The organism is Mycobacterium sp. SMC-8, assembly GCF_025263565.1.
In the GTDB taxonomy this organism is placed as follows: Bacteria; Actinomycetota; Actinomycetes; order Mycobacteriales; family Mycobacteriaceae; genus Mycobacterium.
Window position 1 is genome coordinate 5,990,743 of sequence record NZ_CP079865.1, and the last position, 16,512, is coordinate 6,007,254.

A 16,512-nucleotide genomic window follows, 5' to 3' on the forward strand; every position below is an offset into this window, starting at 1 on the left:
CCCTGGATGTGAAACGTCGTGTGGTTCATATTCCTCACATCCTGAAGACGCCGTAGGACACCGGCTCCAGAGGCGCCTGGGCGGTCACCGAAAGCGCCAGTCCGACAATATCTCTGGTGTCGGCGGGGTCGATGACACCGTCGTCCCAGAGCCGGGCGGTGGAATAGTACGGGTTACCCTGGTCCTCATACTGAGCGCGGATGGGCGCCTTGAACGCCTCCTCCTCCTCTGGCGTCATGTCCCCGCGGACGGTGGCCAGCACCGAGGCGGCCTGCTCGCCACCCATCACCGAGATACGGGCGTTGGGCCACATCCACAAAAAGCGTGGTGAATACGCCCGCCCGCACATCGAGTAGTTGCCGGCGCCGTAGGAACCGCCGATCACCACGGTGAGCTTCGGGACCCGCGCGCACGCCACGGCGGTGACCATCTTGGCACCGTGCTTGGCGATGCCGCCCGCCTCGTAGTCGCGCCCCACCATGAACCCGGAGATGTTCTGCAGGAACAGCAACGGTACGACGCGCTTGTCGCACAGCTCGATGAAATGTGCACCCTTGACCGCCGATTCGCCGAACAACACCCCGTTGTTGGCGACGATGCCGACAGGGTGCCCGTGAATGCGGGCGAATCCGGTCACCAGCGTGGTGCCGTACTCGGCCTTGAATTCGGAAAATTCCCCACCGTCGACGATGCGGGTGATCACCTCGTGCACGTCGTAGGGAACCCGGGAGTCGACCGGGACCACGTCGTAGAGCTCGGTCTGATCGGCGACCGGATCGGCCGCCGGCGCCACCTGCCAGGGCGGCTCGGCCCGGGGCGCCAGCGTGCTCACGATGTTGCGGACGATCCGCAACGCGTCGCGATCGTCGTGCGCCAGGTGGTCGGTCACGCCGGACACCTTGGAGTGCAGGTCGCCGCCGCCGAGTTCCTCGGCGGTCACGACCTCGCCGGTGGCCGCCTTCACCAAGGGCGGACCACCGAGGAAGATGGTGCCCTGGTTGCGGACGATCACGGCCTCGTCGCTCATCGCCGGCACGTAGGCCCCACCCGCGGTGCACGAGCCGAGCACAGCGGCGATCTGCGCGATCCCTTTGGCACTCATGGTCGCCTGGTTGTAGAAGATGCGACCGAAGTGCTCGCGGTCCGGGAACACTTCGTCCTGGCGGGGCAGGAACGCGCCACCGGAGTCCACCAGGTAGATGCACGGCAGACGGTTCTGCAGCGCGATCTCCTGGGCGCGCAGGTGCTTCTTGACCGTGATCGGGTAGTACGTGCCGCCTTTGACGGTGGCGTCGTTGGCCACGATCATGCATTCGCGCCCGGAGACGCGGCCGATCCCGGCGATCATCCCCGCTCCCGGGCACTCGTCGTCATACATGCCGTCGGCGGCCAGCGCGGCCAGCTCCAGGAACGGGCTTCCCGGGTCGAGTAGACCGTCGACGCGATCGCGCGGCAGCAATTTCCCGCGGCTGACGTGGCGCTCGCGTGCGCGCTCAGGACCGCCGAGTGCCGCGGCAGCCAGCTTGCTCCGCAACTGATCGACCAGCGCGACGTGACTGTCGCGGTGAGATGTCCGCGCTGCCATCCGGGAACCACCTTTGAGTTAATGACGGCTAACCGGGTGGTATGTTAAGCACCATTAACTGATGATGTCCAGCACCGACGGGAGGTTCACGTCATGACCACCACGGACGCGACCTCGCCACGCAGCAGGGCCAAGTCCGACCGCCGCGGCCAACTCGTCGCCGCAGCCGAGCGTCTGATCGCCGAACACGGCTATCTTGCGGTGCGACTGGAGGACATCGGGGCGGCCGCCGGTGTCAGCGGTCCGGCGATCTACCGCCACTTCCCCAACAAGGAAGCGCTGCTGGTGGAGTTGCTGGTGGGCATCAGCACCCGCCTGCTGGCCGGCGGAGGCGAGGTGGTCGCGCAGGCCGCCGACGCCGATGCCGCACTGGAAAGGCTGATCGACTTCCATCTGGACTTCGCGTTGGGGGAACCCGACCTGATCCGCATCCAGGACCGCGACCTCGGCAACCTGCCCGCTGCGGCCAAACGCCAGGTTCGCCGCAAGCAGCGGCAGTACGTCGAGATCTGGGTGGAGGTGCTGCGGCGGCGCAACCCGGAACTCACCGAGGCGGACGCGCGACTGATGGCGCACGCGGCGTTCGGGCTGCTGAACTCGACGCCGCACGGCGTGAAACCCGGCCTCACGAAAACGGCCGAGGCCAGCTTCCGGACCGTCCTCAGAACGATGACGGTCGCGGCGCTGACCTCGGCCGGCCTACGCGCGTGAAGCGCTAATACCAGACTTTTCGACCACCGACCGGCCGCCCGACGGAACCGAGCACCCAGAACACGGCGCCGATCACCAGCAGGACCACACCGATGTAGGTGAGGATGGACATGCCAAACACGAGCCCCAGGATCAGCAGGATCGCACCGAGGACGATCATGATGTCACTCTTCCTTCCAGTTTTAATTCAGTTATCCAGTCAGCGATTTACTGGCTGGGTTCGGGGACATTGCAATCCGTCACCTTCGGATTGACTCCCGCGTAATTCAGTGGCCCCGCCACCACCGTTAGTGCAATGCTTCCGGCCGTGGCGCAATTGGCTTCACCACCACTGAAATAGTCACGCTGATATGCGGCGAAGACGCCGATCAATAACCAGACGAGCACAATGACGCCGAGAGCTCCTCGCATGCGTGCCTCCTCCGTCTGCGCGGCCTTGTGGCGCGCAGCTGAGATTTACCCCGCAGAAAATTGCGGTAAACCTCGGCGGCGACAGGTCAATCGGCGAAAGCGTCGGTCAGCCACGCGGTCATGGCTTTTCGCAACACGGCACGGTTCTCGCGTTTGTCGATTTCATGGCCGTCGTCGTCGAACGTCAACAGCTGCACAGGCCTGCCGAGCTCGGTCAGCGTGTCGTACATCTGCTGCGACTCGCTCGGGGGCACGTTGGTGTCGTTGAGGCCGTGCACCAGCAGCAGCGGCGCGGTGATCTTGGCCGCGCGCGGCAGCGGGGACAACCGGTCGAGCAGGTCCTGATCACTGACGGGGTGCCCGTATTTGGGGTACGCCGCGGCGGCGATCCATTGTTCGGTGCTGCGGTACCAGGTGTTCAGATCGCTCATGCCGCAGATGCTGATCCCGGCAGCGAACTCGTCGGGATGGAACGCCAGTGCCGCCTGGGTCAGGTAGCCGCCGTAAGACCAGCCGCAGCACGCCACCCGGTCGGCCGGGGCGTACCCGTTACCCACCAGGAAGCGGGCCGCGTCGGCGACATCGTCGATTGCGGCGAACCGGCGCTCGCGGTCGTCGGCGTGCATGAAGGCCCTGCCGAACCCGCCCGAACCGCGCACATTGGGCAGGAAGACGCAAATCCCCTTGTCCAGCAGCGCCGGGAAGAACTCGTTGTAGCCCGGCCTACCCTGTCCCTCGGGTCCTCCGTGCAGGAACAGCATCGCGCCGATCGTGTCCACGCCGTCGGGAGGACGGAACAGCCAACCGCTGAAGGTCAACCCGTCGCGGGCGATGATCGTCTCCAGCGTGGGGTCAGCCGATACCGGACCACTGCTCGGTTCGCGGTCGACCAGCTGCCATTCACCGGTGCGCGGATCGACCAGCTCGACCGTCGGCGGCTTGGAGGGACCCTCGACGGTCAGAGCCAGCATCGACCCGCCGGCGCTGATACTCAGCTCGCCGGCCACCATGCCGGGCAGCGGGATCGGGTCGTGCAGCGTGTAGTCGGCATACTCCAGGATCTGTAATTCGCTGGCGCCGTGCAGGTTCCACAACATCGCCACCGTCGACAGATCGTCACTGACGACGAACTCATCGAGTTCGTAGCCCGGCCTCTCGGCCAACACCTGGTAGGACACCCCGTCCGCGGTCACGATCACCTCCAGCAGGCGGGCGTGCTGAGCTCCGTTCTCGCTGCGGATCAGCGCACGCACATAGCCTTCGGTGCTGTTGAGGCCGTACTCCTTGGCCGGTTGGTAGAGCTCGGTGGTCTCGCCGTCGGGCCCGGAACGCAACCGGCGCGGACTGTGGTCGTCGAGAATGATCCCCGTGTCGGTGGTGGACCCGGGATCGTATGGCAGCAAGGCGGTTTCGGTGAGACCACGCAGCATGATGAGCTCGCGATAGCCGCGGGGCCCGACCCGCACCAGCGATGCCCCGGCCCAGGCATCGACGAGTCGGCCGCCCGAGCGGCGGTCCAGCACCGTGACGGGCCCACCGGACGGGTCGAGCAGACATGAGCTGCCCACCCCGTCTTCTCCGGTCAGGATCGCAGCGACCAGGGATCCGTCCCAACTGATCAGCTCGGCGGTGCCTTCCACCCCCTCGGGCCAGCTGTCGATCCTGCGCGCGTCGCGGTCGTCAGGATCCGTTGTCACCACCCAGATCTGGCTGCGACTGCCACCCTCGGGGGCCACCTGGCACGCCAACCAGTGCCCGTCGGCGGAGTGCAGCACCCGCGTGACGGAGCCCTCGACGGGGAGCTCGACGTCGCGCGACGAGCTCGCCCGCCACCCACGCAGGAACCGCTGTACCGCCCGCGGGTACCCGCCGTCGTCGACGAGATGGGCGAACGCGGTGGCGTCGGGAGACATCGACGCGCCGTATATCCGGCGTACCTGTTCTGCCACGGTTCCCGATTGTGCACGGTCGGCAGGCGTGATGACGGGGTGGACCGGCGCCGGGGCGCCTTGAGCGGTCGCACAGGTACCCTGCAGCCATGAGGTGGGCATGACGGAGTCACCCTTCGGCCGCGGACGCGAGGAGCAATCCGGCTGGAGCGGACGCGAGGAGCAATCCGGCTGGAGCGGACGCGAGGAGCAGCCGGGCCATCCCGGTTATTCCGGTTACTCCGATCCCGCGTACGCCAGCCAGACGCCGTACGGCCAGGCGTATCAGCCGCCGTCGGCGCCCCGCCCCACAGAGCGCATGCCCGCCTACTCGCCGTACGGGTACGACCCGTACGCGACGGGGCAGTATCCGTCGCCGCAGCCGCCGGGCCAGGGGTCCGAGCCGCCGCCGGAGGGACCGAAGTCGCCGCGCTGGCTGTGGATCGTCGCGGGAGTGGCGGTGCTGCTGGTGATCGGCCTGGTGATCGCACTGGTGATCGTCAACAGCTCGCGGCAACAGACGGTCGTGGCTCCGTTGCCGTCGGCGCCGGAGCCGACGTTCACGACGCCGTCCCCGCCGACGACGTCGCGCACACCGACTACCAGGCCCACGACGCCGGTGCTGCCCGTTCCCACGCTGCCGAGCACGCCGCGGACTTCGCCCACCGCACCGAGGGTGCCGGGCGCCACCGACACCGTCGTCTACACCGTCGACGGCAACGGGCGCGCCATCAACATCACCTACGTCGACACCGGCGGGCTGCTGCAGACCGAGTTCAACGTCATGCTGCCGTGGAGCAAGGAGGTTGCGCTGCCCCGACCCGGCGAGGATTCGGCGAGCATCAGCATCATCAATGTCGGGCGCGAGGTGACCTGTTCGATCACGCTGAACGGCGCGCAGCTCGACCAGCGCACCGGGATCGGCCTGACCATCTGCACCCCGAAGCGCTAAGCCGGTCGCATCCGCCGAGGTACGCGGACCGGCAGGAACAGCAGCAGACCGAGCGTCAGCACCACCACCAGACCGCCCATGCCCGCGCGCTGACTGTCGAAGACGTCGATGAACAGCGAGAACAACCACGGGGCCAGGAACGTCACCGCACGCCCCGCCGTCGTGTAGAGGCCGAACGTCACCCCTTCCTTGCCGTGCGCGCACATGCGCAACATCAGCGTGCGCGCCGAAGACAAGGTGGGGCCGATGAACAGGCACAGCAGCAGGCCGCACACCCAGAACGCCGAAGCCCCGGACAGCGCCATCATCACCAGACCCACAACGATCATCGAGGCCAGCGACACCACGATGACGGGTTTGGAACCCACCCGGTCGTCGGCGCGACCGCCGATCACCGAGCCCAGCGCCGCGACCACGCATGCGGCGACACCGAACAGCAGCACGTCCGCCTGGGACACCCCGTAAACGTTCACCCCGAGCACGGCGCCGAACGTGAAGATCCCGGTGAGCCCGTCTCGGAACACCGCGCTCGCGCCGAGGTAGTAGACGAAGTTGCGGTCGCGCCGCCACTCCTGGCGGATGTCGGTCCAGAGACGGCGGTAAGCCCCGGTGAACCCCACCCGGGTCGAGCGCTCACGACCGGGCACGCGCGGCACCGAGATCAGCAACGGTAGCGCGAACAGTGCGAACCACGCGGCGACCAGCAGCATGGCCGCCCGCACGTTCAACCCGTCCTCGGCGGGCAGCCCCAGCAGCCCGCGGGTGTCCCCGTCGCCGGCGATGAAGCCGACGTAGACCACCAGCAGCGCCAGCACACTGCCGAAATAGCCCAGCGCCAAACCGAATCCGGAGATGCGGCCCGACGTGGACGGCGTCGACAGCTCGCGCAGCATCGCGTTGTAGGGCACGGTGGCCAACTCGCTGCAGGCCGCCGTGCAAGCCAGCAGCACCAGCCCGGGCCACAGGTAGCGGTGGTCGTCGCGGATCAGGCTCATCGACGCGGTCATCACCACGACCAGCCCGGTCAGCAACGCCAGCGCACGTCGGCGGCGGGCCGGTGCGTCCACCCACACGCCGGTCACCGGCGCCAGCACGGCGACGACGAGGCCGGCCAGCGCCAAGGCGCGGCCCAGCCAGCTCGCCGGACTGGTGTCGCCGGGGAGGTCGTCCCCGACCGTCGCGGTCAGATACACCGTGAAGACGAAGGTGATGACGACCGCGTTGATGGCCGTGGCCCCGAAATCCCACAACGCCCAGGCCAACACCCGCGAGCGTGTCGCGGCGTCAGCGGACTGCCCGGTCGCGGGCGACACCTCGCTCATGGACGCTCACGATATAGTCCGGCCCATGCCCGTCCCTGCTCCCAGTGCGGATGCCCGCGCCGTCGTCACAGGTGCGTCCCAGAACATCGGTGAAGCACTCGCCGTCGAACTCGCCCGCCGGGGCCACCACCTGATCATCACCGCGCGTCGGGAGGAGGTGCTCGAAGCGCTGGCCGAGCGCCTGCGCGACAGCTACGGCGTGACGGTCGAGGTGCGTGCCGTCGACCTTGCCGATCCGGTGGCGCGCGGCGCGTTCTGCGACGAGCTGGCCCACCGCAACATCTCCATCCTGTGCGCCAATGCCGGTACCGCGACGTTCGGTGCAGTCGCCTCCCTGGACCCCGCCGAGGAACGGAAGCAGGTGCAGCTCAACGTTCTCGGCGTGCACGACCTGGTGCTGGCGGTGCTGCCGGGCATGGTCGAGCGCGGTGCCGGCGGGATCCTGATCTCGGGCTCGGCCGCCGGTAACTCACCGATCCCGAACAACGCGACGTACGCCGCGACGAAGGCCTTCGCGAACACGTTCAGCGAGTCGTTGCGCGGCGAGGTGAAATCGGCCGGGGTGCACGTCACCGTGCTCGCGCCGGGCCCGGTGCGCACCGAGCTGCCTGACCCCGACGAACAGTCGCTCGTCGAGCGGCTGATCCCCGACTTCCTGTGGATCGACACCGAGTACACCGCCAAGGTGTCACTGGATGGCTTGGAGCGCAACAAGATGCGCGTCGTGCCCGGCGTCACGTCGAAGGCGATGTCGGCGGCCAGCGGCTACGCCCCGCGCGCGATCGTGGCGCCGATCGTCGGCGCGGTGTACAAGAAGCTCGGCGGCGACTGACCCCGCCCCTTTTCCCGCCGAAATCGCATTCCACGCGCGGATGACCGCGATTTCGCCGCGTGGAATGCGATTTCGGCGCGAGTCAGCGCCTGCGCTTGCGGCGGCCGGTGCCGAAGATGCTTCGCGTGATCTCCCGGCCGATGACCGTGCCCGCCGATCGCATCGCGCTCTTGAACGCGGGGCTGTCCATCACGGTCTCGAGGAATCCCGGTCCGGCGGGTTCGGCGGGCGCCGGCATCGGCGGCATGTCCACCGTCGGCGGCACCCAGACCGGAGGCTGCCCGGTGACCGGAGGCTGCCCGGCGACCGGAGGCTGCTCGGCGACCGGAGGTGGCGGCGCGAGCCGGGCGGCCAGCCGTTCGTATGCCGAGTCCCGGTCGATGCTCTGGCCGTACACGGCCTGCAGCGGGCTGGCGGCCGAGGCAGCGGCGATCGCCTCGGGTCCGATAGTGTCCATCAGTGAGCGCGGCGCCCGCATCCTGGTCCAGGCCACGGGGGTCGGCACGCCCTTCTTGGAGAGCACTGTCACGACCGCCTCGCCGATCCCGAGCGACGTGAGCGCCGATTCCAGGTCGTACACGTCGGTTTTCGGGTAGGTGCGGACGGTCTTGGTGAGCGCCTTCTGATCGTCCGGGGTGAACGCGCGCAGCGCGTGCTGGATGCGGGCGCCGAGCTGACTGAGCACCTCTTTGGGGACATCGGTGGGCAGCTGGGTGCAGAACAGCACCCCGACGCCCTTGGAGCGGATCAACTTCACCGTCTGCTCGACCTGCTCCAGGAAGGCCTTCGATGCATCGGCGAACAGCAGGTGGGCCTCGTCGAAGACGAACACCAGTTTCGGCTTGTCGAGGTCGCCCACCTCGGGCAGCGAGGTGAACAGGTCGGCCAGCACCCACATCAGGAACGTCGAGAACATCACCGGCCGGGCGGCCTGGCTGCCGAGTTCCAGCAGCGTGATCACCCCGCGGCCGGACGCGTCCACCCGCAGCAGGTCGTCGGGTTCGAGTTCCGGCTCGCCGAAGAATGTGTCGGCGCCTTCGGCCTCCAGATTGACCAGCGCCCGCAGGATGACCCCCGCCGTGCTCGTGGACACCGCACCGAGCGCCTTCAGCTGCGACTTCCCGTCCTCACTGGTCAGGTATTGGATCACCGACCGCAGGTCTTTGAGGTCCAGCAGCGGCAGCCCCTGTTGATCGGCCCAGTGGAAGATCAGGCCCAGCGTGGACTCCTGAGTCCGGTTGAGGCCCAGCACCTTCGACAGCAGTACCGGGCCGAAGCTGGTGATCGTGGCGCGCACCGGCACCCCGATACCCGAGGTGCCCATTGACAGGAACTCCACGGGATAGGCCGTCGCGGCCCAGCTGTCGCCGGTGTCGGCGGCGCGCTGGTTCACCTGTTCGCCGGGCCGGCCTGGCGCTGAGAGGCCCGACAGGTCGCCCTTGACGTCGGCCATCACCACCGGGACCCCGGCCGCCGACAGCTGTTCGGCGATCACCTGCAGCGATTTCGTCTTACCGGTGCCCGTCGCACCTGCGACCAGGCCGTGCCGGTTGAGCGTGGCCAGCGGGATGCGCACCCGGGCCGCCGGATCACACACCCCGTCGACGACGACGCAACCCAGCTCCAGCGCCGCCCCGTCGGCGGCGTAACCTGCGGCGATCTGCTGCGCGGCAGGCGCGGCCGGCTCGGTGGTCATGCGTCGCACCTTATCCGGGACCAGGCGCGATTGGCCGGGTGTAGTCAGCCCGTGACAGCAAGGGGGCTTACTGTTGAGCGCTGTGCGTGACGAACTGGTGTGGATCGACTGCGAGATGACGGGCCTCGACCTGAAGTCCGACCTTCTCATCGAGATCGCAGTGCTGGTGACCGACTCGGAGCTCAACATCCTCGGCGACGGCCTCGACGTGGTGATCCACGCCGACGACGCGGCGCTGTCGTCGATGATCGATGTCGTCGCCCAGATGCACACCAAGTCCGGGTTGATCGACGAGGTGCGCGCGTCCACCGTCGACGTGGCGACCGCGCAGGACATGGTCTTGACCTACATCCACGAGCACGTCAAGCAGGCCAAGACCGCGCCGCTGGCGGGCAATTCGATTGCCACCGACCGCGGGTTCATCGCGCGGGACATGCCGAAGCTGGACGACTTCCTGCATTACCGCATGATCGACGTCAGCTCCATCAAGGAGTTGTGCCGCCGCTGGTACCCGCGGATCTACTTCGGGCAGCCCGAGAAGGGACTGGCCCACCGCGCGTTGGCCGACATCCACGAGTCGATCCGGGAGCTGCGGTTCTACCGGCAGACCGCGTTCGTGCCGCCGCCCGGGCCGTCGACCAGCGACATTGCCGCCGTCGCGGCCGAGCTGGGGCCCGTCGCCCATGGCGATTCGGCTCCAGAGGACAACAGCAGCTAGTATGACCAAGCCGCACACGCGGCGATGGTGGCTGTAGTTCAGTTGGTAGAGCACCAGGTTGTGATCCTGGCTGTCGCGGGTTCGAGTCCCGTCAGCCACCCCGCAGGTGGAAGCGCCGTCTACTCCGGTAGGCGGCGCTTCTGCTTTTGCGTCGACGAATCCAGGAGGCGGTCCCCGAACGCATCGACGCCGCCCTGAGATCCTCAGAGCGGCGTCGACGAGAAGTTTCCGGGGGTCAGACGTTGGCGTTGCCGGCCTTCCACTGCTCCCACGGGATGTTCCAGTCGCCCAGCCCGTCGGTGCCCGGCAGGGTCGTGCCGACGGTGTTGACGATCTCGACCACGTCACCCCGCTTGGAGTTGTCATGGAACCACCGCCCATTACTGGTGCTCACGTTGATGCAGCCGTGGCTCACGTTGCTGCTGCCCTGGCTGCCCACCGACCACGGCGCGGCATGCACGTAAATGCCGCTGTAGGAGATCTGGGTGGCCCAGTCGACCTCGGTGCGGTAGCCGTTGGCCGAGTTGACGGGCACGCCGTAGGTGGACGAGTCCATCACCATGTGCGAGCGCCGGTCCCCGACGATGTACACCCCGTTGTTGGTCGGGGTGCTGTTCTTGCCCATCGACACCGGCATGGTCTTGACCACTTCGCCGTTACGCCGGACGGTCAACGTCTTCGTGTTGTCGTCGACGGTGGTGATGACCTCGTCGCCGATCTTGAAACTGGTCTGGACGTTGTCCTGCCCGAACAGCCCGTCGCCCAAGTCCACGCCGTAGGTGTTGACCTCCACCTTGACGGTCGTCCCCGGCTTCCAGTACTTGGCCGGACGCCAGCGCACCTCGCGGTTGTTGAGCCAGTAGAACGCGCCCTCGACGGGCGGGTCGGTCTTGACGGTGATCGCGCGCTGCGCCGCGAGCCGGTTCGGGATGTTCTCGTCGAACCGGATGGCCACCGGCTGCCCGACACCGACGACCTCACCGTCGCTGGGCACGACGTAGGGCATCGTCAGGTTCTCCGGTGAATGCGTCTCGAACGTCATCTCCCGGCTGGTGACGCCGCCCAGACCGAGGGATTGCGCGCGGATCGTGTAGCTCTTGTTGTAGCCGAGCGGCTCCGCGGTCTCCCACGTCAGCCCGTCCTCGGACAACTGCCCCTCGACGGTCTTGCCGTTCTCGTTGACCATCGTCACCGAACCGAGCACACCGTCCTCGGCGGTGACCGTCACCGGGGAGTCGACGCTGACGCCGACAGCACCGTCCTGAACCGAGGCCGTCAGCTTTGGGATCAGAAGATCGCCGAAGGGCGTGCCCTTGTCAGTGATGACCTGCGCCTGCGGCGCTTCGGCGTCTCCGCCGCAGCCGCTGAGGCCGAGCACGATCGCCGGAATCAGCACAGCAGCCGTCAGCCATGACCGTTGCCGCCGCGCCCGGGTCGCCGTGTTGACCTGCCACATAAGCCGCTCCACCTCGCCTACAGGGATTTGCCCGCAAATTGTCGTCGACAATTCTACGGTCACTTCCGACATGAGGGCCCGACCGCGATGTCACGCCTTGAACCGCGGACGAACTGGGGATTTCCTTCCAGCGCCACGGGCCTGTTATTGTCTCACACGCGCGCCGTTAGCTCAGTTGGTAGAGCAGCTGACTCTTAATCAGCGGGTCCGGGGTTCGAAACCCTGACGGCGCACCACGACAGAAGCCCCGCCTCGGCGGGGCTTCTGTGATTTTTGGCTTGCGGGACGGCCCGGGCCCGGCGTTACGGGCGGCATAGGGGGCGGCTGGGCCGCTCCCTATCCGTCACCGTTTCGTCAGCGCCGGGGACCGACGCCGGGCTGGCCCAGCAACGGGTTGACCTGGCCGGGCGGGCCCGTGTGCTCGCGCTGGTGCTGCGCGATCGCCTGTACCAGCGGGTTGTCCTTCATCAGCTGACGGCGGTCCTCTTCCGAAAGCTCGTAGAACGTCCACATCCCCCAGGCCGCCGGGCGCACGTACAGGGTCACCTTCTGCCGCTTGCGGGTGTTCTGCGGCAGCATCGCCGGGATCGCCACCACCCGATCCAGCGTCACGGCGCTGGCCAGCTCCTGGGCGAGCTTGTCCACATCGGCGCTGTCCTGCAATTCGTAGACCGATGTTTGATGGCTCGGCTGGTCCGGGCCTTGCAGGGCCAGAAACCACGACATACAGCGTCTCCTTCGCTCGTCCTGAAGATCAGCGTCAGCGTAGAGGACGGCACGGCACGGGACGCTGCCCACGCCTCCAGCGAATCACCGACGCACCGGCTTTACGATCACGATAATTTCGGCGGCTTCTCGGCACTGCGGCTCCTTGATGTGCTAGTTACGGCACATCGGTGATATCTGGTCGACCACCGCCATAGGTCTGCCGGTAACGGTTTCACGGGTACCGGCAGAATTACATGGCCTGTGTGCTGGGCAAAGGTCGGACAGGATGTTAGGGTTCCAGTTAGCTGGCGTGGCGGAGATAGTCGTCGGGCCGAGCGGGGGACTCAGAATCGAGGAATTTGCTGATGTCAGGGCCAGTCGAACCGGTCAGCGCCGGGGTTGACGGCGAGGATGCATCCCGGGGCGCTGCGGCGCAACGACCTGTCACCGTGCACAGCTGCACCAGGATCGGCCGGGTGGCCAATCCTCCCGGCTTTTCCTTCTCCGATTGGTTCCGGACCGGACGCAGGCGCTGACCGACCGGGCCCCGCTATCTGCTGCGTCGGACCGCGACGATGACGATCACGATGCCGATTCCGGCCAGCGACGCGATCACTTGCGGCTGCTTGACGAAGCGAATGACACCGGCCTTCAGGTCGTCGGCCAGACGGCGGGGGTTGGCCCGCACTGCGAGCGAGTCGACGGTGATCGCCAACTGCTCACGCGCCTGATCGATCTCAGCCTTGATGGTGTCCGGATCCCGGTCCGCCACTTCTGCCTCCATTGCCACAGCGCCGGCCGTATTCCGACGATCAGTTTCTGCCGAACTACCCTAGTTGAGCCAGGGCGCATGTGAGTGCCCCGGTCGACTGAACGACCACCACACCCGCTCGGGCCGTCTGAAGGGACATCCAGCCATGCCGCAAACTCCCCGACTCGAGGTCGGCGACACAGCGCCCGCGTTCAGCCTTCCCGACGCCGACGGCAACACCGTCGCGCTTTCCGACTACAAGGGCCGCAAGGTCATCGTCTACTTCTACCCGGCCGCCTCGACACCGGGGTGCACCAAGGAGGCGTGCGACTTCCGGGACAACCTCGCCGATCTCAGCGAAGCCGGCCTCGACGTCGTCGGCATCTCCCCCGACAAACCCGCGAAGCTCGCCAAGTTCCGTGACGCGGAAGGACTCCCGTTCCCGCTGCTGTCAGATCCTGACCGCACAGTGCTGGAGGCCTGGGGCGCCTACGGCGAGAAGAAGATGTACGGCAAGACCGTGCAGGGCGTGATCCGTTCGACGTTCGTCGTCGACGAGGACGGCAAGATCGCGGTGGCGCAGTACAACATCCGCGCGACCGGGCACGTGGCGAAGCTCCGGCGCGACCTGTCCGTCTGACTCAAGACCGACCGGCCTGGGCGCTGCCGCGGGTGGGTGTTGCGGCCGGTCCTGTCGGCGGCGATCTTCCCGGCGGGGACGCCGGTTCACCCGAGGCGCCCGATTACGGGGCCAGCCCGGCCAGCAGGAGCGCCTCGGCCGTCGCCGCCCGTTCCAGCACCCCGAGATGCAGGCTCTCGTTGATGCTGTGCGCCTGGGTGTCCGGGTCCTCGACACCGGTGACCAGGATCTTGGCGTCGGGGAAGGCCTTGGCGAATTCGGCGATGAACGGGATGGACCCGCCGACACCGGTGTCGACGGCGTCGTGGCCCCAAGCCTGGCGGAACGCGATGCGCGCCGCGTCGTAGACCGGGCCGTTGGCCTCGATCGCGTAGGGCTCGCCGAGATCACCGGGCGTCACCGTCACCTGCGCGCCCCACGGGGCGTGGCGCTCCAGGTGCCGGGTCAGCGCGGCGAGGTGCTCGGCGGCGTCCCCGCCGGGTGCGACGCGCATGCTCACCTTCGCCCGCGCCCGCGGTACCAGTGTGTTCGACGCCTGCGCGATCGGTGTGGTGTCGATGCCGATGACGGTGATCGCCGGTTTTACCCAAAGCCGTTGCGCCACGGAGCCCGAACCGATTTCGTGCACGCCGTCGAGCAGGCCGGTGTCGGCGCGCACCCGCTCCGGCGAGTAGTCGGGGAAATCCTCATCGGCTGTTACTGCCTCGTGCAGGCCTTCGACCGCGACGTTGCCGTCGTCGTCGTGCAGGCTGGCCAACAAGCGCACCAGCACCGACAGCGCGTCAGGGACCACACCGCCCCACATACCCGAGTGCAGGCCGTGGTCGAGGGTGGCGACCTCCACCACGCAGTCGGCCAATCCGCGCAGCGACACCGTCAGCGACGGGATCTCAGTGCTCCAGTTGTCCGAGTCGGCGATGATGATCACGTCGGCGGCCAGCTCGTCGCGGTGCGCCGCGAGCACGCGCCCCAACGACGGCGAGCCGGACTCCTCCTCCCCCTCGACGAACACGGTCACCCCGACCGGCGGGTTGCCTCCGTGCGCCCGGAAGGCTGCCAGATGCGTTGCTATTCCGGCTTTGTCGTCGGCAGTGCCGCGTCCGTAGAGCCGGCCCCGGCGTTCGGTCGGCTCGAACGGCGGCGTGTGCCATTCGGACACATCGCCTTCGGGCTGGACGTCGTGATGGGCGTACAGCAGCACCGTCGGGGCCCCAACGGGTGCCGGGTGCCGGGCGATCACCGCAGGCGCGCCGCCCTCAGCCACGATCCGGACATCACCGAACCCGGCTTCGGACAACAGTTTCGACACCGCTTCGGCCGAGCGATGCACCTCGGGACGCCGCGCCGGATCGGCCCACACCGACGGGATGCGCACCAGATCTTCCAGATCGGCACGCACAGAGGGCAGGACGTCGCGGACGCGCTGGACGAGATCGCTCATGGCGTCGAGGTTAGCCGTTCCCGTGTTTAAGGTGTCTCGGCGTCGTGACGCTCTTCCTGCAGACGGTCCTTGCTGCGCAGCAGCCGCAGCAGCGTGACCAGCAGCAGCCCGCCGACGACATTGCCGACGACCGTGTAGCCGAACCACCCGAGCCAGTCGAGATAACCGAACGGCGCGCGACCGGTGGCGAGCGCCCCAAAGATCAACAGCGAGTCCAGGATCGAGTGGAACAGCTGCGTGCCCGCCAGCAGGAAGGCGCCGGCGACCGCGGCGGCGATCTTGCCGACCATCGCGTCGGTGCCGTGCTGCATGCGCGTCATGAGCGTGATGACCATGCCGCCGAGCAGCGCCAGCGCGACGGTCTCCGCGGACAGCGGCGCGGTCGCGTAGTGTCCGGCCGACTCGATGGTCTGCTCGTGCAGGCGCGGCAGCGCCGTCATGATCAGCCACATCAGCACCCAGCCTCCGACCAGATTCGCGACCAGCGTGCCGCTCCACAGCTTGATCAGCTGCGCGACGCTGGCACGCTTGGCCGCGACGGTGGTGACGGGTATCAGAAACCCTTCGGTGAACAGCTCGCTGCGGCCGAGCAGCAGCGCGAGGAAGCCGACGGAGAACGCCAGTGCCGCCAGCAGCGGCTGGTGAGTGGCATTCAGCACGGCAAGGTAGGCCAACACCCCGACCGCGATGTCGGTGCCGCCGAAGAAGCCGGTGACCAGCACCTCACGCCAGCTGCGGTGGAGCCGCTGAGTGCCTTCGTCGACCATCCTGCGGAACGCGTATTCGAGTTCGTCCTCGATGGGGCTGTCGGAATCCCCGAGTTCGCGCTGGCTTGTGTCGGACACGTCGACCTCCCGGTGCGGCTGGGTGATCCGCCCGGATACCCGAAAGCCCGCACGCCAACCCACGAGGGCTCGACACACACCCTCGCCGGTGAGGCTGGCGCTTCTCAGCGCTCCTCGAGGACGGCGACCGCCGCGGCCGTGTCCTTCTCGTGGGTGAGCGACAGGTGGATCGTCACCTCTTTGAGGTGTTCGGCCACCGCGCCGGACAGCCGCACCCGGGGCCGGCCCCACATGTCGGTGATGACCTCGATGTCGCGGTGAATCGCCTCAGGCAGCACCGGCCGCTTCGAGAACCGCGACCCCGACCAGGCCTTGATCACCGCCTCTTTGGCCGCCCACCTCGCCGCGAGGTGGCGCGCCGCCGACGAACTCTTGTCGGCGGCGTCGCGCCGCTCGCCCGGGGTGAACGTCTCGGCGAACACCGTCCCGGGCCGATCCACCTGTTCGGCGAACTCCGGAATCGAAACGAGGTCGATACCTATCCCGACGATGCCCACGGGCTGCAACCTATCTCAC

The 16,512-nt window shown here is 67.6% G+C and carries 17 protein-coding genes and 2 tRNA genes; 7 read left to right on the forward strand and 12 right to left on the reverse strand.

All coding sequences use genetic code 11. The features are described 5' to 3' along the window. Window positions 1–34 precede the first annotated feature (34 nt). The gene (locus KXD97_RS28745) at window positions 35–1,585 is read right to left on the reverse strand and encodes a carboxyl transferase domain-containing protein (protein ID WP_260754381.1); all 1,551 of its coding nucleotides are present in this window, start codon (window positions 1,583–1,585) and stop codon (window positions 35–37) included. Window positions 1,586–1,678: 93 nt separating this feature from the next. On the opposite strand from KXD97_RS28745, the gene KXD97_RS28750 reads away from it, so the two are divergent. Continuing rightward, a complete protein-coding gene (locus KXD97_RS28750; RefSeq protein WP_260754383.1) occupies window positions 1,679–2,296 on the forward strand; it encodes a TetR/AcrR family transcriptional regulator in 618 nt (205 codons plus the stop codon). A 4-nt stretch (window positions 2,297–2,300) separates the two neighbouring features. Here KXD97_RS28750 and KXD97_RS28755 read toward each other — a convergent pair whose 3' ends face one another. The 3 genes from KXD97_RS28755 to KXD97_RS28765 form a co-directional block, all read right to left on the reverse strand. Then, window positions 2,301–2,456: a hypothetical protein gene (locus KXD97_RS28755; RefSeq protein WP_260754386.1), complete on the reverse strand. Its 156-nt coding sequence runs from the start codon at window positions 2,454–2,456 to the stop codon at window positions 2,301–2,303. 47 nt (window positions 2,457–2,503) lie between these two features. Next, window positions 2,504–2,707 carry a hypothetical protein gene (locus tag KXD97_RS28760; RefSeq protein ID WP_260754388.1) on the reverse strand — a complete coding sequence of 68 codons (204 nt, stop codon included), beginning with the start codon at window positions 2,705–2,707 and terminating at the stop codon, window positions 2,504–2,506. Window positions 2,708–2,793: 86 nt separating this feature from the next. Then, window positions 2,794–4,620, reverse strand: coding sequence for an alpha/beta fold hydrolase (locus KXD97_RS28765; RefSeq protein WP_260758194.1), 1,827 nt, complete (start codon window positions 4,618–4,620; stop codon window positions 2,794–2,796). A 130-nt stretch (window positions 4,621–4,750) separates the two neighbouring features. Between KXD97_RS28765 and KXD97_RS28770 the strand changes: the two genes are divergently transcribed. Then, complete coding sequence (locus tag KXD97_RS28770; protein ID WP_396884589.1) at window positions 4,751–5,587, forward strand: hypothetical protein; 837 nt, start codon at window positions 4,751–4,753, stop codon at window positions 5,585–5,587. On the opposite strand, the gene KXD97_RS28775 is transcribed toward KXD97_RS28770, so the two are convergent. Further along, the gene (locus KXD97_RS28775; RefSeq protein WP_260754391.1) at window positions 5,584–6,909 is read right to left on the reverse strand and encodes an MFS transporter; all 1,326 of its coding nucleotides are present in this window, start codon (window positions 6,907–6,909) and stop codon (window positions 5,584–5,586) included. The genes KXD97_RS28770 and KXD97_RS28775 overlap by 4 nt on opposite strands. Window positions 6,910–6,934: 25 nt before the next feature. Between KXD97_RS28775 and cmrA the strand changes: the two genes are divergently transcribed. Further along, complete coding sequence (cmrA, locus tag KXD97_RS28780; protein ID WP_260754392.1) at window positions 6,935–7,741, forward strand: mycolate reductase; 807 nt, start codon at window positions 6,935–6,937, stop codon at window positions 7,739–7,741. An 82-nt stretch (window positions 7,742–7,823) separates the two neighbouring features. Here cmrA and KXD97_RS28785 read toward each other — a convergent pair whose 3' ends face one another. Then, a complete protein-coding gene (locus tag KXD97_RS28785) occupies window positions 7,824–9,437 on the reverse strand; it encodes a DUF853 domain-containing protein (protein ID WP_260754393.1) in 1,614 nt (537 codons plus the stop codon). An 82-nt stretch (window positions 9,438–9,519) separates the two neighbouring features. Here KXD97_RS28785 and orn point away from each other — a divergent pair, with 82 nt between their 5' ends. Further along, window positions 9,520–10,155 carry an oligoribonuclease gene (gene orn, locus KXD97_RS28790; protein ID WP_260754395.1) on the forward strand — a complete coding sequence of 212 codons (636 nt, stop codon included), beginning with the start codon at window positions 9,520–9,522 and terminating at the stop codon, window positions 10,153–10,155. A 27-nt stretch (window positions 10,156–10,182) separates the two neighbouring features. Further along, window positions 10,183–10,255, forward strand: a tRNA-His gene (locus tag KXD97_RS28795). 135 nt (window positions 10,256–10,390) lie between these two features. Here the strand turns inward: KXD97_RS28795 and KXD97_RS28800 are convergent. Beyond that, the gene (locus KXD97_RS28800; protein ID WP_260754397.1) at window positions 10,391–11,611 is read right to left on the reverse strand and encodes an Ig-like domain-containing protein; all 1,221 of its coding nucleotides are present in this window, start codon (window positions 11,609–11,611) and stop codon (window positions 10,391–10,393) included. 160 nt (window positions 11,612–11,771) lie between these two features. On the opposite strand from KXD97_RS28800, the gene KXD97_RS28805 reads away from it, so the two are divergent. After that, a tRNA-Lys gene (locus tag KXD97_RS28805) sits at window positions 11,772–11,847 on the forward strand. Window positions 11,848–11,965: 118 nt separating this feature from the next. Here the strand turns inward: KXD97_RS28805 and KXD97_RS28810 are convergent. Next, a complete protein-coding gene (locus KXD97_RS28810) occupies window positions 11,966–12,337 on the reverse strand; it encodes a hypothetical protein (RefSeq protein ID WP_260754399.1) in 372 nt (123 codons plus the stop codon). Between the two features lie 532 nt (window positions 12,338–12,869). Then, entirely contained in the window at window positions 12,870–13,091 is a 222-nt protein-coding gene (locus KXD97_RS28815; RefSeq protein WP_260758195.1) for a DUF3618 domain-containing protein, read from the reverse strand. A gap of 145 nt (window positions 13,092–13,236) precedes the next feature. On the opposite strand from KXD97_RS28815, the gene bcp reads away from it, so the two are divergent. Next, entirely contained in the window at window positions 13,237–13,710 is a 474-nt protein-coding gene (gene bcp, locus KXD97_RS28820; protein ID WP_260754401.1) for a thioredoxin-dependent thiol peroxidase, read from the forward strand. Window positions 13,711–13,813: 103 nt separating this feature from the next. Here bcp and KXD97_RS28825 read toward each other — a convergent pair whose 3' ends face one another. From KXD97_RS28825 to KXD97_RS28835, 3 genes are all read right to left on the reverse strand, one after another. Next, window positions 13,814–15,151, reverse strand: a complete 1,338-nt coding sequence (locus tag KXD97_RS28825; RefSeq protein ID WP_260754403.1) for a dipeptidase — start codon at window positions 15,149–15,151, stop codon at window positions 13,814–13,816. A 26-nt stretch (window positions 15,152–15,177) separates the two neighbouring features. Continuing rightward, entirely contained in the window at window positions 15,178–15,996 is an 819-nt protein-coding gene (locus KXD97_RS28830; RefSeq protein ID WP_260754404.1) for a formate/nitrite transporter family protein, read from the reverse strand. A gap of 104 nt (window positions 15,997–16,100) precedes the next feature. Next, complete coding sequence (locus tag KXD97_RS28835) at window positions 16,101–16,493, reverse strand: holo-ACP synthase (RefSeq protein ID WP_260754407.1); 393 nt, start codon at window positions 16,491–16,493, stop codon at window positions 16,101–16,103. Window positions 16,494–16,512: the final 19 nt, after the last annotated feature.